The 14,633-nt window shown below is 61.7% G+C and carries 12 protein-coding genes; 5 read left to right on the top strand and 7 right to left on the bottom strand.

Translation table 11 applies throughout. From position 1 onward, the window contains the following. Window positions 1–79 precede the first annotated feature (79 nt). Complete coding sequence (locus L2D14_08505; GenBank protein WNK01462.1) at window positions 80–1,345, top strand: DNA polymerase IV; 1,266 nt, start codon at window positions 80–82, stop codon at window positions 1,343–1,345. Here the strand turns inward: L2D14_08505 and L2D14_08500 are convergent. The 7 genes from L2D14_08500 to L2D14_08470 form a co-directional block, all read right to left on the bottom strand. Next, window positions 1,332–1,859: a hypothetical protein gene (locus L2D14_08500; GenBank protein ID WNK01461.1), complete on the bottom strand. Its 528-nt coding sequence runs from the start codon at window positions 1,857–1,859 to the stop codon at window positions 1,332–1,334. The genes L2D14_08505 and L2D14_08500 overlap by 14 nt on opposite strands. A 162-nt stretch (window positions 1,860–2,021) precedes the next feature. Further along, window positions 2,022–4,247: an NADP-dependent isocitrate dehydrogenase gene (locus L2D14_08495; GenBank protein WNK01460.1), complete on the bottom strand. Its 2,226-nt coding sequence runs from the start codon at window positions 4,245–4,247 to the stop codon at window positions 2,022–2,024. Window positions 4,248–4,442: 195 nt separating this feature from the next. After that, a complete protein-coding gene (locus L2D14_08490) occupies window positions 4,443–5,243 on the bottom strand; it encodes an SDR family oxidoreductase (protein WNK01459.1) in 801 nt (266 codons plus the stop codon). A gap of 215 nt (window positions 5,244–5,458) precedes the next feature. Then, window positions 5,459–6,328: a DUF3365 domain-containing protein gene (locus L2D14_08485; protein WNK01458.1), complete on the bottom strand. Its 870-nt coding sequence runs from the start codon at window positions 6,326–6,328 to the stop codon at window positions 5,459–5,461. A 200-nt stretch (window positions 6,329–6,528) separates the two neighbouring features. After that, window positions 6,529–7,749: an NADP-dependent isocitrate dehydrogenase gene (locus tag L2D14_08480; GenBank protein ID WNK01457.1), complete on the bottom strand. Its 1,221-nt coding sequence runs from the start codon at window positions 7,747–7,749 to the stop codon at window positions 6,529–6,531. Window positions 7,750–7,835: 86 nt separating this feature from the next. Continuing rightward, entirely contained in the window at window positions 7,836–8,786 is a 951-nt protein-coding gene (locus L2D14_08475; protein ID WNK01456.1) for a 2-oxoglutarate and iron-dependent oxygenase domain-containing protein, read from the bottom strand. A 2-nt stretch (window positions 8,787–8,788) separates the two neighbouring features. Then, the gene (locus tag L2D14_08470; GenBank protein ID WNK01455.1) at window positions 8,789–9,373 is read right to left on the bottom strand and encodes a TIGR00730 family Rossman fold protein; all 585 of its coding nucleotides are present in this window, start codon (window positions 9,371–9,373) and stop codon (window positions 8,789–8,791) included. Window positions 9,374–9,532: 159 nt separating this feature from the next. Between L2D14_08470 and L2D14_08465 the strand changes: the two genes are divergently transcribed. The 4 genes from L2D14_08465 (at window position 9,533) to L2D14_08450 (ending at window position 14,584) form a co-directional block, all read left to right on the top strand. After that, the gene (locus tag L2D14_08465) at window positions 9,533–9,991 is read left to right on the top strand and encodes a cytochrome c (GenBank protein ID WNK01454.1); all 459 of its coding nucleotides are present in this window, start codon (window positions 9,533–9,535) and stop codon (window positions 9,989–9,991) included. 344 nt (window positions 9,992–10,335) lie between these two features. Next, window positions 10,336–11,013, top strand: coding sequence for an ABC transporter ATP-binding protein (locus L2D14_08460; GenBank protein WNK01453.1), 678 nt, complete (start codon window positions 10,336–10,338; stop codon window positions 11,011–11,013). After that, entirely contained in the window at window positions 11,010–13,382 is a 2,373-nt protein-coding gene (locus L2D14_08455) for an FtsX-like permease family protein (GenBank protein WNK01452.1), read from the top strand. Before L2D14_08460 ends, L2D14_08455 begins: the two co-directional genes overlap by 4 nt. A 2-nt stretch (window positions 13,383–13,384) precedes the next feature. Next, a complete protein-coding gene (locus L2D14_08450) occupies window positions 13,385–14,584 on the top strand; it encodes an HlyD family efflux transporter periplasmic adaptor subunit (protein WNK01451.1) in 1,200 nt (399 codons plus the stop codon). The last annotated feature ends 49 nt before the right edge of the window (window positions 14,585–14,633 follow it).

Genomic DNA, 14,633 nt, shown 5'->3' with positions numbered 1-14,633 from the left:
TCTTTGATATCATAGTATCCATGAGCCGTATCTGCAGCAATTATAATGCGTCGGGCGATGCACCTATGGGCAACCGTTGATGAGCGCGGTGTGCCGGGATTGCGCACGGGTATTCAAAGTCGCACCTGCCGACAATTGCCCTGAATGCGGAAGCAGCCGATTCTTCACGCATCCGGAATTGCTCGATCTCGAGATCGCGCACATCGATTGCGATGCCTTCTATGCCTCTGTCGAAAAGCGCGACAACCCGGACATCCGCGGCAAGCCGGTGATTGTCGGCGGCGGCCGGCGCGGTGTCGTCTCGGCGTGCTGCTATATCGCGCGGATTTACGGCATCCGTTCGGCGATGCCGATGTTCAAGGCGCTCAAGGCCTGTCCCGACGCCGTGGTGATCCGCCCGAACATGGAAAAATACCGCGTTGTCGGCCATCAGGTGCGCGAAATGATGCAGAGCGTCACCCCCCTGGTCGAGCCGATTTCCATCGACGAGGCCTTTCTCGATCTGAGCGGGACACGAAAACTGCACCACGGTTCGCCGGCCGAAACCCTGGTCCGGCTCGCCAAACGAATTGAGGACGAGGTCGGCATCAACGTCTCGGTCGGACTCAGTTTCAACAAGTTTCTGGCCAAGCTCTCGTCGGACATGGACAAACCGCGCGGTTTCGCCGCCATCGGCCGTGCCGAAGCGGTCTCGTTCCTGGCCGAAAAGCCGGTCGGCATCCTGTGGGGGGTCGGCAAGGCGCTCAGGGCAAAGCTGGAACGCGACGGCATCGGCAAAATCGGCGACCTCGCGCGCTATGAGGAAAGCGAACTGGTCGCCCGGTACGGGGCCATCGGCACGCGTCTGAAGCGGTTTTCGGAAGCCAAAGACGTCAGAAACGTCGATCCGGAAAGCATCACCAAGTCGATTTCCGCGGAAACCACGTTCGAGGACGATGTCGCCGACACGGAAGCCCTGCGTGTCAGCCTGTGGACGTTATCGGAAAAAGTCGCCCGCCGGCTGGGCCGCGCCGGATACGCCTGCGACGGCGTACAACTGAAGCTCAAGAGCGCCGACTTCAAAAGCATCACGCGGTCGCGCAAACTGTCCGGCCCGACCAAGCTCGCAGATGAAATCTACAAGGCCGCCGAGGCGATGCTGGCGGGCGAGGCCGACGGCAAGAAACTGTACCGCCTGATCGGTGTCGGCGCGGAACGGCTGCTTCCCGGCGACGATGCGGACCAGCCCGACCTTGCCGATCCCGACCGCCCAAAGCGGGTCCGGGTCGCCGACGCCATCGATGCGGTGCGCGACAAATTCGGCGAAAAGGCCATCGGCAAGGGGCGCGGGTTCAAGGGGTCGTGACGGACAGCTCAGCGATTATAAGCTCGCCAAGGACGTTTCTGTCTGTTTTTTCAAAGGTCGTCAGACCGATGGCAAAATCGACGATTTCACCATTGCTCGAACATGGGAGAAGAATAACCTTGATCCGGCGTTCGACCTCAGGCTCGACGTCCGGGTAATAGTCGGAACGTTCCGTATAGACCGGCTTCTTATCGGCAAACACCGAACAGTAGGCGGCATAGACTTCCTTCGCATAATTCCCGGCATAATTTTTGGCTAGATACCCACCCATCATGTTGCGGCCGAAATGACGATCGATCACAGTGCCTGTAAACAGGAATTTCAACTCCTTGCCTCCGCCCTCCCGCGCGTCGAGAACCCATATATTCGGCACCAGATGCGGGATCTTCATGAGATCCAGCGACTTGTAATCCGGCATCGCAGCGCCGTTAAGGTTCGCATCTATAAATTCACAGAACGCGATGTGCTTCGCCGTTGCGCCCAATTCAGCTATCTGCGATGCGTAATTCACCATATCCCCACACGCCCTGATGACGACAGGATACGGTTATATTGCTTCGAGCTGCAAATGCAGTGTTCGGCAGCCTTCAGAAACAGACACAAGCCCCTCTCCCTTTCACCCTCCCCGGGGAGAGGGGGCGTGTGAAACGTGCCGGGAGAGGGGACCTTTGAATGCTCAGCCGATCAGGCTGTTGAGCGTGGCGCTCGGGCGCATCGCGGCTATGCGCTTTGCCTGATCTTGATGGTAATACCCGCCGAGATCGACGGGGCTGCCTTCGCTGGCGGCGATTTCAGCGATGATTTTTTCTTCGTTCTCGCGCAGCTTTTCGGCCAGGGGCGCGAAATACGCCTTCAGTTCGGCGTCGTCGTCCTGCGCGGCCAGTGCCTCGGCCCAGTACATGGCGACATAGAAGTGACTGCCGCGGTTGTCGATCTGGCCGACTTTCCGGCCCGGCGATTTGTTTTCATCCAGCAGTTTGCCGGTCGCCGTGTCCAGCGTCTGTGCCAGAACGTTCGCCTTGGCATTACCGGTGACGTTGGCCAGATGCTCGAGCGACGCCGCCAGCGCACAGAACTCGCCCAGGCTGTCCCAGCGCAGATGGCCTTGTTCGACCAGTTGCTGCACGTGTTTCGGCGCCGAGCCGCCGGCGCCGGTCTCGAACAGGCCGCCGCCGTTCATCAGCGGCACGATGGAGAGCATCTTGGCGCTGGTGCCGACTTCGAGGATCGGGAACAGATCAGTCAGGTAGTCGCGGAGCACGTTGCCGGTCACGGAAATCGTGTCTTCGCCCTTTTTCATCCGCGCCATCGAGAACCGCGTCGCTTCGCGGGGTGCGAGGGTCTGGATATCGAGGCCGGAGGTATCGTGTTCCGGCAGGTAGGCTTCGACCTTCTTGATCAGTTCGGCGTCGTGGGCGCGGTTCTTGTCGAGCCAGAAGACCGCCGGCATGCCGCTGGCGCGTGCACGCGTCACGGCGAGCTTGACCCAGTCGCGGATCGGCGCGTCCCTGGTCATGCACATGCGCCAGATATCGCCCTTGGCGACGGTATGTTCGATGATCGTGTTGCCGGCGCCGTCGACGACGCGGATGATACCGTCGGCCGGGGCCTGGAACGTCTGCGGGTGCGAGCCGTACTCTTCCGCCTTCTGCGCCATCAGGCCGACGTTCTGCACCGTGCCCATTGTCGACGGATCGAAGGCGCCGTTCTCAATGCAGAAATTGACGGCTTCGTCGTACACCGTTGCATAGCTGCGGTCCGGGATCACGCACTTGGTGTCGTGTTCCTTGTTGTCCGGTCCCCAGCCCTTGCCGCCGGCACGGATCAGCGCCGGCATCGAGGCATCGATGATCACATCGCTCGGTACATGCAGGTTGGTAATGCCCTTGTCCGAGTTGACCATGTACATGTCCGGCTGAGCGGCCATGCAGGCGTCGATATCGGCTTCGATTTCAGCGCGCTTGGCGGCATCGAGGTTCTGGATCTTCGCGACCACATCGCCGAAACCGTTGTTCGGATCGACGCCCAGCTCGGCGAACGTGGCGGCGTGCTTGTCGAACACGTCCTTGAAGTACTCGCTGACCGCGTAGCCGAAGATGATCGGGTCCGAGACCTTCATCATCGTCGCCTTGAGGTGGATCGAGAACAGCACGCCCTTGGCCTTGGCGTCGGCGATCTGTTCGGCAAGGAACGTGCGCAGCGCGGCGGTGCTCATGAACGTGCCGTCGACGACCATGCCGTCGGTCAGCGTGACCGGCGCCTTGAGAACCGTCACCGTACCGTCCTTCGCAACGAATTCGATCTTGCCGTTACCGGCCTGCGCGGCCGTCAGCGTGACGGATTTTTCATTGGCGTAGAAATCGCCGCCGCTCATCGCCGCGACATGGGTCTTCGACGTTGGGAGCCACGCGCCCATGGAATGCGGGTGCTTCTTGGCGAATTCCTTGACCGCCTTGGGTGCGCGGCGGTCGGAGTTGCCTTCGCGCAGCACCGGGTTCACGGCACTGCCCTTGACGTTGTCGTACTTGGCGCGGATCGCGGTTTCGGCGTCGGTTTTCGGATCGTCCGGATAATCGGGGACCGCATAGCCCTGTTCCTGCAACTCGGCAATGGCCGCTTTAAGCTGCGGCATGGAGGCCGAAACGTTGGGCAGCTTGATGACGTTGGCGCCCGGCGTCTTGACCAGTTCGCCCAGCTCGGCCAGATCGTCCGACTGCTTCTGGCCGTCCGCGAGAAGGTCCGGGAACTGCGCCAGAATACGTCCGGCAAGCGAGATATCCTTGGTCCCGACGGTGATTCCGGCCGGCTTGGCAAAGGCGCGGATGATCGGAAGGAAAGACGCGCTCGCCAGTTCAGGCGCTTCGTCGACTTGCGTGTAAATGATATCGGCGTGTTCGGACATGTCTCGTCACCCTCATATTGAAAATTCGGCGCATAATCTTACCCAGCCGGGCGTTTGGCAAGGTCTGCGGAAAGCCCCCTCACCTGTCCTCTCCCCCGCTATCGCAGGGGAGAGGGACTCTCGGATCGGATACCATCACTCATCCCTCTCCCCCTTCAAGGGGGAGAGGTTAGGTGAGGGGGGTTTTTAAGAGCCCTAGTCGCACCGGGCCGTCATGCCCCCATCGACGACAAGCTCGGTCGCGGTGATGAAGCGCGCCTCGTCGGAACACAGGAACAGCGCGGCGTTGGCGATGTCGCGCCCGTCGCCCATGAAGCCCAAGGGAATGCGCGCCTGACGCTTCTTCAAAAGCCCCTCGACGTCGCCGCCGGCATGCTGCCCGGCGAGGCGTGCCGCGACCATCGGCGTGTGCATCTGCCCCGGCACGACGGTGCAGACGCGGATGCCCTTGGGCGCGTACTGTACGGCCAGAACCTTGGAAAAATGGATGATCCCCGCCTTGGCCGCCGCATAGGCCGACTGCGGCACGCCTGTCCAGCGCAGCCCCGCCGACGAGCCGGTGTTGATGATCACGCCGGACCCCTGTTCTTCCATATGCGGCAGCACCGCCTTGCAGCACAGATAAACGGATTTCAGGTTGAACGACATCTGGTTGTCCCAGGTTTCCTCGTCCATTTCGACCGGGCCGCCGCGCGCCGAGCCGCCGACATTGTTGATCAGGATATCGACGCGCCCGAAGCGCGCGATGCAGGCGTCGACCATGGCGTCGACCTGAGCCTTGTCGGTGACGTCGCAGAGGTGCGTTTCGATCTCGCCGCCGACGTCGGCGACGCGCGCCAGCGTTTCCGCCATCGGCTCGGCGGTCAGGTCGACGGCGAAAATCTTGGCGCCCTCTTGCGAAAAACGAACGCATTCCGCGCGCCCGTTGCCCCACCCCGGCCCAACGCATCCGGCCCCCGTGATGATCGCGACCTTACCTTCGAGCCTGCCCGACATGAACGTCTCTCCCCTGATGATGTTGTGTTTTGACGGGGACATCTTGGCGGAAGTTTTGCGGAAGGCCAACGCCCCTCGCCGCACGCCCCCTCTCTCTGTCCCTCTCCCAAGGGAGAGGGGACTCACGCACAAACAGCCCTCTCCCTGGGGAGAGGGTGGCGCGCGGCAGCGCGCCGGGAGAGGGGGCGCGAAACGGAGCCGCTTGTTCTCTCCCGTCAGCGCCCGTGCGCGGCGAGGAAGCGGGCGATATCCTTGAGGTACGCCGTGACGTCACAGTCTTCCTGTCCCTTGGTCATGCCGTGGGTGCCGAGAAACCGGCACACTTCGGCGTCGGGTTTCTTTTCCGGGTCGGGAAAGACATGGCGCGCCAGATCGGCCGGCGCATGGCAGCTCTCGCAGTAGCGTTCGTAAAGGCCTTCGCCGACGGTCGCATCCCCCCTGGCGGCGGGATCGCGGGTCGGTTTGTAGCCGAGCGACGCCAGCGTCACCGGCGCCGCCAGGGCTGTATCGAAGGCGTCCACGGGCTTGTAGAGCGAAAACGCGCCGCGGATATCGCCGAGTGCATAACCGCTGGCGTCGTCGTCCGGGTACAGCTCAAGAATGCGCTTCTGCGTTTCCGGATCGATGTTCGAGCCATGGCAGCCTTGGCAGGTGTCGAGCATCGGCACCGCCTGCATCAGGTGAAAGACCTTTTCGCCATCCTGTTCGATGATCCGCGCCGTGCGCAGCAGTTGCGGCGGCTGCCCAGCCATGGCCTTGAGCTCGAAAGCCTGCATCAGCGACTTTTCATCATCGTTCGGCGCATTCGCAGCGTTGCGCACCCGCAATCCGGTGCGCCGCAGCGTCCAGCCGGTCTCCTGTTCGATCTTTGAATTAATTTCCGGCGCCAGGTGGCGGCAGACGTCGATCGCCGCCGCCGGCCCGTGCTGCTGCGCGTTGACCATTTCCTGCATCATTTCGCCGCGCAGGCGCTGCAGGACTTTCTCGGCCTCGGCGATGTAGGCGTCCATCTCCGCCGCCCGCCCGTTGGCCGGGACGGCGTTCAGAATCAACAATGTCAGCAGCAGGAGAAAAAAGGCGCGCATTGGTCTTCCTCCACTTGAGAAAAGCATTCTAGCAGATGCGCGGGAGCGGCGAAGCAGAAACCAACCAATAACCGTCATGCTGAACGTGATTCAGCATCCATACGCATCCTTCGAGACGCGGCTGCGCCGCTCCTCAGGATGAGGAATAGACAAGCACCTCATGCTGAGGAGGCCGTCAGGCCGTCTCGAAGCATGAACCCTCAGCCTCGGTCCATCGCCGCTTTCAGATTGTCGTCGATCTTGGCGAGGAACGACTGCGTCGTCATCCAGCCCTGTTCGGGGCCGACCAGCAGCGCCAGGTCCTTGGTCATGAAACCGCTCTCGACGGTGTCGATGCAGACTTTTTCCAGGGTTTCGGCGAACTGCGTCACTTCGGGCGTGGCGTCGAACTTGCCGCGATAGGCCAGTGCGCGGGTCCACGCAAAGATCGAGGCGATCGGGTTGGTCGAGGTTTCCTTGCCCTGCTGATGCTGGCGATAGTGGCGCGTCACGGTGCCGTGCGCGGCCTCGGCCTCGACCGTCTTGCCGTCCGGCGTCAGCAAAACCGACGTCATCAGCCCAAGCGAGCCGAAGCCCTGCGCCACGGTGTCGGACTGCACGTCACCGTCATAGTTCTTGCAGGCCCAGACATAGCCGCCTTCCCACTTCATGGCGCAAGCCACCATGTCGTCGATCAGGCGGTGCTGATAGGTGATCCCGGCTTTCTCGAAGGCGTCCTTGAATTCCGACTGGTAGACTTCCTCGAACAGGTCCTTGAAGCGGCCGTCATAGGCCTTGAGAATCGTGTTCTTGGTCGACAGATACACCGGCCAGCCGACGCTGAGACCGTAGTTCAGACACGCCCGCGCAAAGCCGATGATGCTTTCGTCCAGATTGTACATCCCCATCGCGACCCCGGCACTGGGCGCGTCGAACACTTCGCGCTCGATCGCCTCGCTGCCGTCGGCGGGTTCGAACTTCATGGTCAGCTTGCCGGCCCCCGGGAACAGGAAATCGGTGGCGCGGTACTGATCGCCGAAGGCATGGCGGCCGATGACCACCGGCTTGGTCCAGCCCGGCACCAGGCGCGGCACGTTCCTGCAGATGATCGGCTGGCGAAACACGGTGCCGCCGAGGATGTTGCGGATGGTGCCGTTCGGCGAACGCCACATCTGTTTCAGGCCGAATTCCTCGACGCGCTGTTCGTCCGGCGTGATCGTCGCGCATTTGACGCCGACGCCGTACTGCTTGATGGCGTTCGCGGAATCGATGGTGATCTGGTCGTCGGTCTCGTCGCGTTTCTGTATGCTCAGGTCATAATATTTCAGATCCACCTTGAGATACGGCAGGATCAGCTTGTCCTTGATGAATTCCCAGATGATCCGCGTCATCTCGTCGCCGTCGAGTTCGACAATCGGATTTTTGACCTCAATCTTCGACATGATGGTGTTCTCCTGAGCTGACGCCGGGGCGCTGCGCCGTGACCACTTCGCGCACGACTTTGCTGCGCCGCAACATACGGTGCAGGTCAGTTGCTGGCAAGGTGCGCGGGCGTCTTTTCACGGTAATTGAAGGTGTCGTCGAAACGGCTCTGCAGGAAGGCCCCGGCCGATACCGGTGCGGCGTCGGCACCGGACAGCCCGCGGCACGTCGGCACCGTTTCAATCATCGCATCCACGTTGGGGTCGAGGAAAAACGGGATCGAATAGCGGTCCCGCACCCCGGCGCCTGTGACCTTGTGGCGGCGCGCCCGGTACAGCCCCGCCGTCCAACGCGTCAGAAGATCGCCCAGGTTGACGACGAAGGCGTCGGCCAGCGGTGGTATATCGATCCATGCACCGCCCTCGCCTTCGACCTGCAGGCCGCCGACGCCGTCCTGCGCGAGGATGGTCAGAAAGCCGTAATCCGTATGTGCGCCGCAACCGACGACATCCGCGTCCGGGACGCGCGGCGGGTAATGCAACAGCCTGAGATTGGCCACCGGATCGGCCATCGCCGGATCGAAAAAATGCCGCTCCAGCCCGAGGCCCAGCGCCGTCAACTTCACAAGCCTGTCGCCAAGCCGCAGCATCTCGGCATGGTAGGCCGAGACCGTGGCCCGGAACGCCGCCATGTCGGGCCAGACGTTGGGCGCCTGGAACGGCTTACCGGCCATGACGTCCGGATGATCGGGCGCAAGATCGACGCCGAGATCGAAGCTTTCCTTGAAGTCGGTGGCCGCATCCTCGCCGAGGTTTTCCTCGAACACTGGGACATAGCCGCGCTGATGCGGATGCGAAAAGCGGATGTGATAGCGCTGCTTGAAATCAAGCGGCTGCTCGAAAAACGCCTGCATGACATCGAACATCCCGGCCGTCAGCATCGGGTCGATGCCGTGACCGGCGACATGGAAAAATCCCGCTTCCCGGCACGCCGCATCGATGGCCCGGGCCGCTCCGGCCTCGTCCATGCGTGACAGGTCGATCATCGGAATGGCCATCGTCACAGTCTTTCGCTCGAAGCGCCGGGTGTGGACGGGGCCGCATGCTTCAGGACCTCGAACGCGGCGTCGACGCTGTCGACGACATGGAACAGGTCGGCATCGCTGGCATAGGCATAACCGGCATCGGTGAAATGCGCCGTGGTCGTCTTCAGGAAGTCCCAATACCCGCCGACGCTGATGACGATGACCGGCTTGTCGTGCAGTTTCAGCTGCTTCCAGGTGATGATCTCGATGGTTTCGTCGAGCGTGCCGAGACCGCCCGCGAGCGAGATAAAGGCGTCGGCCAGATCGAACATGCGCCGCTTGCGGCTGTGCATGCTGTCGGTCACTTCAAGGGTGTCGACCTTGGTGTTACCGACTTCGCGCTGCATCAGGAAATCGGGAATAATGCCGGTGACGGCGCCGCCTGCTTCCTGCACGGAATCCGCGACGGCTCCCATCAGTCCGACACGCCCGCCGCCGTAAATCAATTCAATCCCGCGCCCGGCCATTTCCCGGCCAAGGTTCCGCGCGGTTTCGATCTGCATCGGATCGTGTCCGGCCTTGGAGCCGCAAAAAACGGCAATGCTCGATGGAAAGCTCATAGTGCCTTTCGCTTCGCCTGCTGATAACGTTCACAATAGTGTGATACGTGGAATGCGCACCAAACGGCTATATTGTCTGTTGCTGGAGGCCATATTTACCCCAATCGGCACCGGGCTTCCAGCCGAATGACCATGCCGAGGGAATTGGAGTGATTTTGAATGACGATGAAGAAAGCCCTGTTTTCCATCCTTGCCGCTGGCGTGCTTGTCACAAGCGCAGGTATCGCCTCTGCCAGCGAGGATGACATTACATACCGCAAGTCTGTCATGAAGGCCGTCGGCGGTCACATGAAGGCAATGTCGCTGATCGTCAAAGGCCAGGCCGGCGACATGAAGGACCTTGGCACGCATGCCACGGCAATGGCCGGTCTTGCCAAAGCCACCGCAGGCGCATTCCCCAAGGAATCGAGTGCCATGGACGGCAAGACGGAAGCCCTGATGGCTGTCTGGGAAAAGCCTGAAGACTTCAAGAAAGTCACCATGGCGTTTATCGCCGAGGCCGACAAACTGGCCGCAGCGGCGCAGTCCGGCGACAAGGGTGCGATCGGTGCGCAGCTCGGCGCGCTCGGCAAGAACGCCTGCAAGACGTGCCACGACAACTTCCGCGAAAAGAAATAATCCCGCGCACCTTCCGAACGTCTCTGAACCATGCTCGACGGGCGTGCGTTCAGAGACGTTGCGGGTAATGTCCGCCTGACATCCCGCATATCCTGAGACATCCCGCATATCCCGAAGCAACACGGCTCGCCCGCTATCGCGAGGGGGCTTCGCTGCAAATACGAGGTAAAGCTGCGCCAAGCGGAGTTGATCTGAGTCAACGTCGGCGATACCAATGGATCGTATTCTGCGATTGATATTAAGGAAAATCGCCACCCACCGTTGTGCGCGAAAGGATAGAAATGCCGTCTGCCGGGCAGCCACAGCCGGAGGCACCGACGCGTTCAGCGTTGTGCGTCCGGGATTTGAGCAAGATCTACGTCATGGGCGAAGTCCGTGTCGATGCGTTGCACGACGTCAGTCTGGATTTGTACGAGGGGGAACTGGTCGTCCTGCTGGGGCCGTCCGGCAGCGGCAAATCGACGTTTCTGAATATTATCGGCGGGCTGGATACGCCGAGCGGCGGTACCGTGGTATTTCGCGACCACGCCATCAGCGGCGCGACGGAGCGTGAACTAACCCGATACCGGCGCGAGCATGTCGGGTTCGTGTTCCAGTTCTACAACCTGATCCCGAGCCTCACCGCGCGCGAGAACGTGGCCTTGGTCACGGAAATCGCCCGCGATCCAATGGCACCCGAAGACGCTTTGGCCCTGGTCGGCCTGGCGGAGCGTCAGGACCATTTCCCGGCGCAACTCTCGGGCGGCGAACAACAGCGCGTCGCCATCGCCCGCGCCATCGCCAAGCGGCCCGACATCTTGCTGTGTGACGAGCCGACGGGGGCGTTGGACAGTACCACCGGTCTTCTCGTGCTCGATGCCCTGGAACGGGTGAACGCCGAACTCGGCACCAACACCGCCATTATCACCCACAACGCCGTGATTTCCGGGATGGCCGACCGGGTCTTTTATTTTGCCGATGGTGAGATCGCCCGAACCGAAACCAATACCAACAAACGCCTCGCGCGCGAGATGGCGTGGTGAACGCCCTTTCCGCCATCGACAAGAAGCTGCTGCGCGATCTCTGGCGGTTGCGGGCCCAGGTGATCGCCATCGCCATGGTGATCGCATCCGGCGTAGCGTTACTGATTACCGCGCTGACATCGGGTGAGGCCCTGCGGGAAACGACCGACGCCTATTACGAGCGCTATCGCTTCGCCGACGTGTTCGCGTCGGTCAAGCGCGCGCCGGAAACTCTTGTCGTGGATATCGCCAACATCCCGGGCGTCAAACAGGCGGAGTCCCGCATCGTCGATATCGCCACCGTCGATATCGCGGGATTTGCCGAGCCCGCCACCGCACGCATTGTCAGCCTGCCTGACGATGGCGTCCCGTTGCTCAACCGTATCGCGCTCAGCGCCGGGCGCCCACCGCACCCCGGCCGCGTCGACGAGGCTGTGCTGGGCGAGCGCTTCGCCGCTGCACACGGCCTCAATCTCGGTGCAAAAATTTCGATCCTGCTGAACGGGCGGCAGCGTAAGGTGACGGTGGTCGGACATTCGCTCGCGCCTGAGTTCATCTATGTCATCGCCCCAGGCGCGATCATGCCGGACGATAAACGGTTCGGCGTGATTTGGATGAACCGCGATGCACTCGCCGGTGCGTTCGACATGGAAGGGGCCTTCAACGACATTTCGCTGTCATTGAACCGCAGCGTTGAACCGGACCGTGTCGTTGCCCGCCTGGATACGTTGCTCGCCAAGTACGGATCCGCCGGAGCCTTTCCCAGGGACCGGCAGTTGTCGAACCGGTTCGTCCAGAATGAAATCGATCAGGCGGACACCATGGCCGTGATTCTGCCGACGATCTTCCTGGCCATCGCCGCGTTCCTGACCAACATGATCATGACCCGGCTGATCGCCACGGAGCGCGAAGAAATCGGCCTGTTCAAGGCATTCGGTTACAGCGACCGCGCAGTGGCCTGGCATTACATCAAAATGGTGCTGGTCATCGCCTGCCTCGGCATAGCCATCGGCATCGTCATCGGCAGCTGGTTCGGTCAAATCATGCTGGCGATGTACGGCGAGAACTATCAGTTCCCGTTTCTCATCTATCGCCCCAGTCCGCAAAGCTATGCGATTTCCTTCCTCGTCAGCATCGGGACCGCCGTCGTCGGCAGTCTGCGTGCGGTGCGTGCCGCGGCTTCGTTGCCGCCCGCCGAAGCGATGCGACCGCCGGCACCGCCGATCTATAGAAAGAGCTGGTTGGCACGGACACGTATCGCCGACGCCCTGGATGAGCCGACCCGGATGGTACTGCGCCGCCTCGGACGCTGGCCGATCGGTGCAGCTCTGTCGATGTTCGGGATCGCGTTATCGCTTTCAGTATTATTGCTGGCCTTACAATGGGACGACGCGATTAACGAAATGATCGAGGACTATTTCTTCCGCGCCAGTCATCAGGACGCGACGATCTCGCTGCTCGAGCCGGGACCGTTGCGGGTACTGCACGACGTCGCCGCACTACCGGGCGTCATGGCCGTCGAGGGGCAACGGGTCGTTTCAGCCAAGATACACGCCGGGCACATCTCGCGCCGTCATGGCGTCATCGGCATCACCGAAGCGGCACGTCTGGCGCCGATCCACGACGTGACACGCGGCGCGCTCGCGTTGCCGGAAAACGGCGTCGTCCTCTCGACCAGCATGGCCGGGGTTCTGGGCGTCGGCAAAGGCGACTGGATCCGGCTCGAACTTCTCGAAGGGCGCCGTCCGATACGCGAATTACGTGTCGCCGAGACCTTTGAGGCGTATATCGATACGCCGATTTACATGCATCTCGACGCCCTGAGCCGTTTGTTGCTGGAGAGCCGCCAGGTAAACTGGATTCACGTTCGGGTCGACGCAGCCGAACGCGCCGCATTCCTGAGCGCACTAAAGGAAACACCGCGCCTGAGCGCCGTTAGTTTCCGCGAGTCCGGTATAACCATTTTCCGCGACACCATCGAAAAGAACATCATGGTGTTCATCGGTTTCTATACCCTGTTTTCGTGTTCGCTGGCATTCGGCGTCATCTACAACACATTGCGCATTGCGCTCGCGGAACGCAGCCGAGAGCTGGCGACGTTGCGGGTTCTCGGGTTCAACCGGGCGGAGATCTCCTACATCCTGCTGGGCGAGACGGGCATCCTGACGTTCGCCGCCCTGCCGGTCGGTGTCGGATGCGGATATCTTTTATCCGAATATATCGCCGAAAAGTTCTCAACCGAGCTGTTCCGCGTGCCGTTGGTTGTCCACGATGCCACCGCCGGGCTGGCGGCTGTCGGCGTATTGGGCACGGTGGTAATCTGCGCATTGGTGATACGCCGGCGGCTCGACAAACTCGATATGATAGAAGTTCTGAAAACGCGAGAGTGATCATGCAAAAAAATCTTGTCCGGTATTTCCTGTGGGGTAGTGCCTCGGCTCTTGTCGTTGCTGCCCTGGTGTTCGCTTTCCGCCCGCAGCCGGTTGCCGTCGATTTCGCGACCGTTAGCGAAGACAAAATCCGGATCACCGTCGCCGACGAAGGCATGGCGGAAGTGCAGGAAGTGTACCGGGTTTCCGCACCCGTCGCGGGCCGCCTGCTCAGGGTTCAAGGCGAGGTCGGTGATGCCGTCGTCGCGGGCGAAAGCGAAATCGCGCGGATCGAACCATCGGCGCCGGTGTTTCTTGACGTTCGTACCGAGACCGAAGCGCGCGCCACCCTGGAAGCGGCACGCGCCAGCGAAAACCTTGCCGCCGCGGAATTGAAACGCGCACAGGCGGACTTGACGTTCACCGCGGCCGAGGTCGAGCGTAGCCGCGAGTTGTTCGCCAACGGCACGATCGCCAAACAGAAACTGGATCAGGACGAACGCGCCAACCGTATCGCCGTGGCGGACCTGTTGACCGCACAGGCGCGTCTCGATCAACGGCGGCACGAGGTTGAAGTGGCCCAGGCGCGGCTGGTTTCACCGACGTCGACGGAACGCAGTTTCAGCGACTGCGAATGCTTGATCCTGCGGGCGCCGGTTGACGGCGAAATCCTGCAGATATTGGAGGAAAGCGAAACCACATTACCGGCGGGCGCGGGGGTACTGGAAATCGGCGATCCGCGCGACCTGCAAATCGTCGTCGACCTGCTTTCGGAAGACGCGGTCAAGGTGCTGGCCGGAATGCCCGCCGTGATTGACGGCTGGGGCGGTTCTTCTCTGAAGGCCATAGTGCGCCGGGTTGAGCCGTTCGGGTACACCAAGGTTTCGGCGCTCGGGATCGATGAACAGCGGGTCGACGTGCTGCTCGATCTCATCGGCGCGCCTGACACGTGGGCCCGGCTTCGGCATGGATACCGGGTCGACGTGACCATCGTCCTGGATGAGATCGAGTCGCTGGCGATACCGCTCGGCGCGGTCTTCCGCACCGGTGACACCTGGTCCGTGTTCACAGAGGAAGATGGCCGCGCGGTCCTGCGGACGGTCGAACTCGGCGCCCGCAATGCGGAGCATGCCGAGGTGGTATCGGGGCTTGAGGCGGGCGCACGGGTGATCCTGCACCCATCCGATCAGGTCACGGACGGCGCCCGGATCGAGGCCCGGTGATGTATCGGCGCAAGCAGGTATAGGCAAATAGTATTTTACCGGGGAAACA

The sequence above is a fragment of the Thalassospiraceae bacterium LMO-JJ14 genome (genome assembly GCA_021555105.2).
Taxonomy (GTDB): Bacteria; Pseudomonadota; Alphaproteobacteria; order Rhodospirillales; family Casp-alpha2; genus UBA4479.
Note: the sequence above shows the minus strand (reverse complement) of the source record. Positions and strands in the feature narration are given on the sequence as shown.

What these genes read in the sequence shown, in the direction of transcription:
- L2D14_08450 (WNK01451.1), top strand. Translation starts at nt 13,385, where the DNA reads ATGCAAAAAAATCTTGTCCGGTATTTCCTGTGGGGTAGTGCCTCGGCT.
- L2D14_08500 (WNK01461.1), bottom strand. Translation starts at nt 1,859, where the DNA reads ATGGTGAATTACGCATCGCAGATAGCTGAATTGGGCGCAACGGCGAAG.
- L2D14_08480 (WNK01457.1), bottom strand. Translation starts at nt 7,749, where the DNA reads ATGTCGAAGATTGAGGTCAAAAATCCGATTGTCGAACTCGACGGCGAC.
- L2D14_08475 (WNK01456.1), bottom strand. Translation starts at nt 8,786, where the DNA reads ATGGCCATTCCGATGATCGACCTGTCACGCATGGACGAGGCCGGAGCG.
- L2D14_08485 (WNK01458.1), bottom strand. Translation starts at nt 6,328, where the DNA reads ATGCGCGCCTTTTTTCTCCTGCTGCTGACATTGTTGATTCTGAACGCC.
- L2D14_08495 (WNK01460.1), bottom strand. Translation starts at nt 4,247, where the DNA reads ATGTCCGAACACGCCGATATCATTTACACGCAAGTCGACGAAGCGCCT.
- L2D14_08505 (WNK01462.1), top strand. Translation starts at nt 80, where the DNA reads ATGAGCGCGGTGTGCCGGGATTGCGCACGGGTATTCAAAGTCGCACCT.
- L2D14_08465 (WNK01454.1), top strand. Translation starts at nt 9,533, where the DNA reads ATGACGATGAAGAAAGCCCTGTTTTCCATCCTTGCCGCTGGCGTGCTT.
- L2D14_08490 (WNK01459.1), bottom strand. Translation starts at nt 5,243, where the DNA reads ATGTCGGGCAGGCTCGAAGGTAAGGTCGCGATCATCACGGGGGCCGGA.
- L2D14_08470 (WNK01455.1), bottom strand. Translation starts at nt 9,373, where the DNA reads ATGAGCTTTCCATCGAGCATTGCCGTTTTTTGCGGCTCCAAGGCCGGA.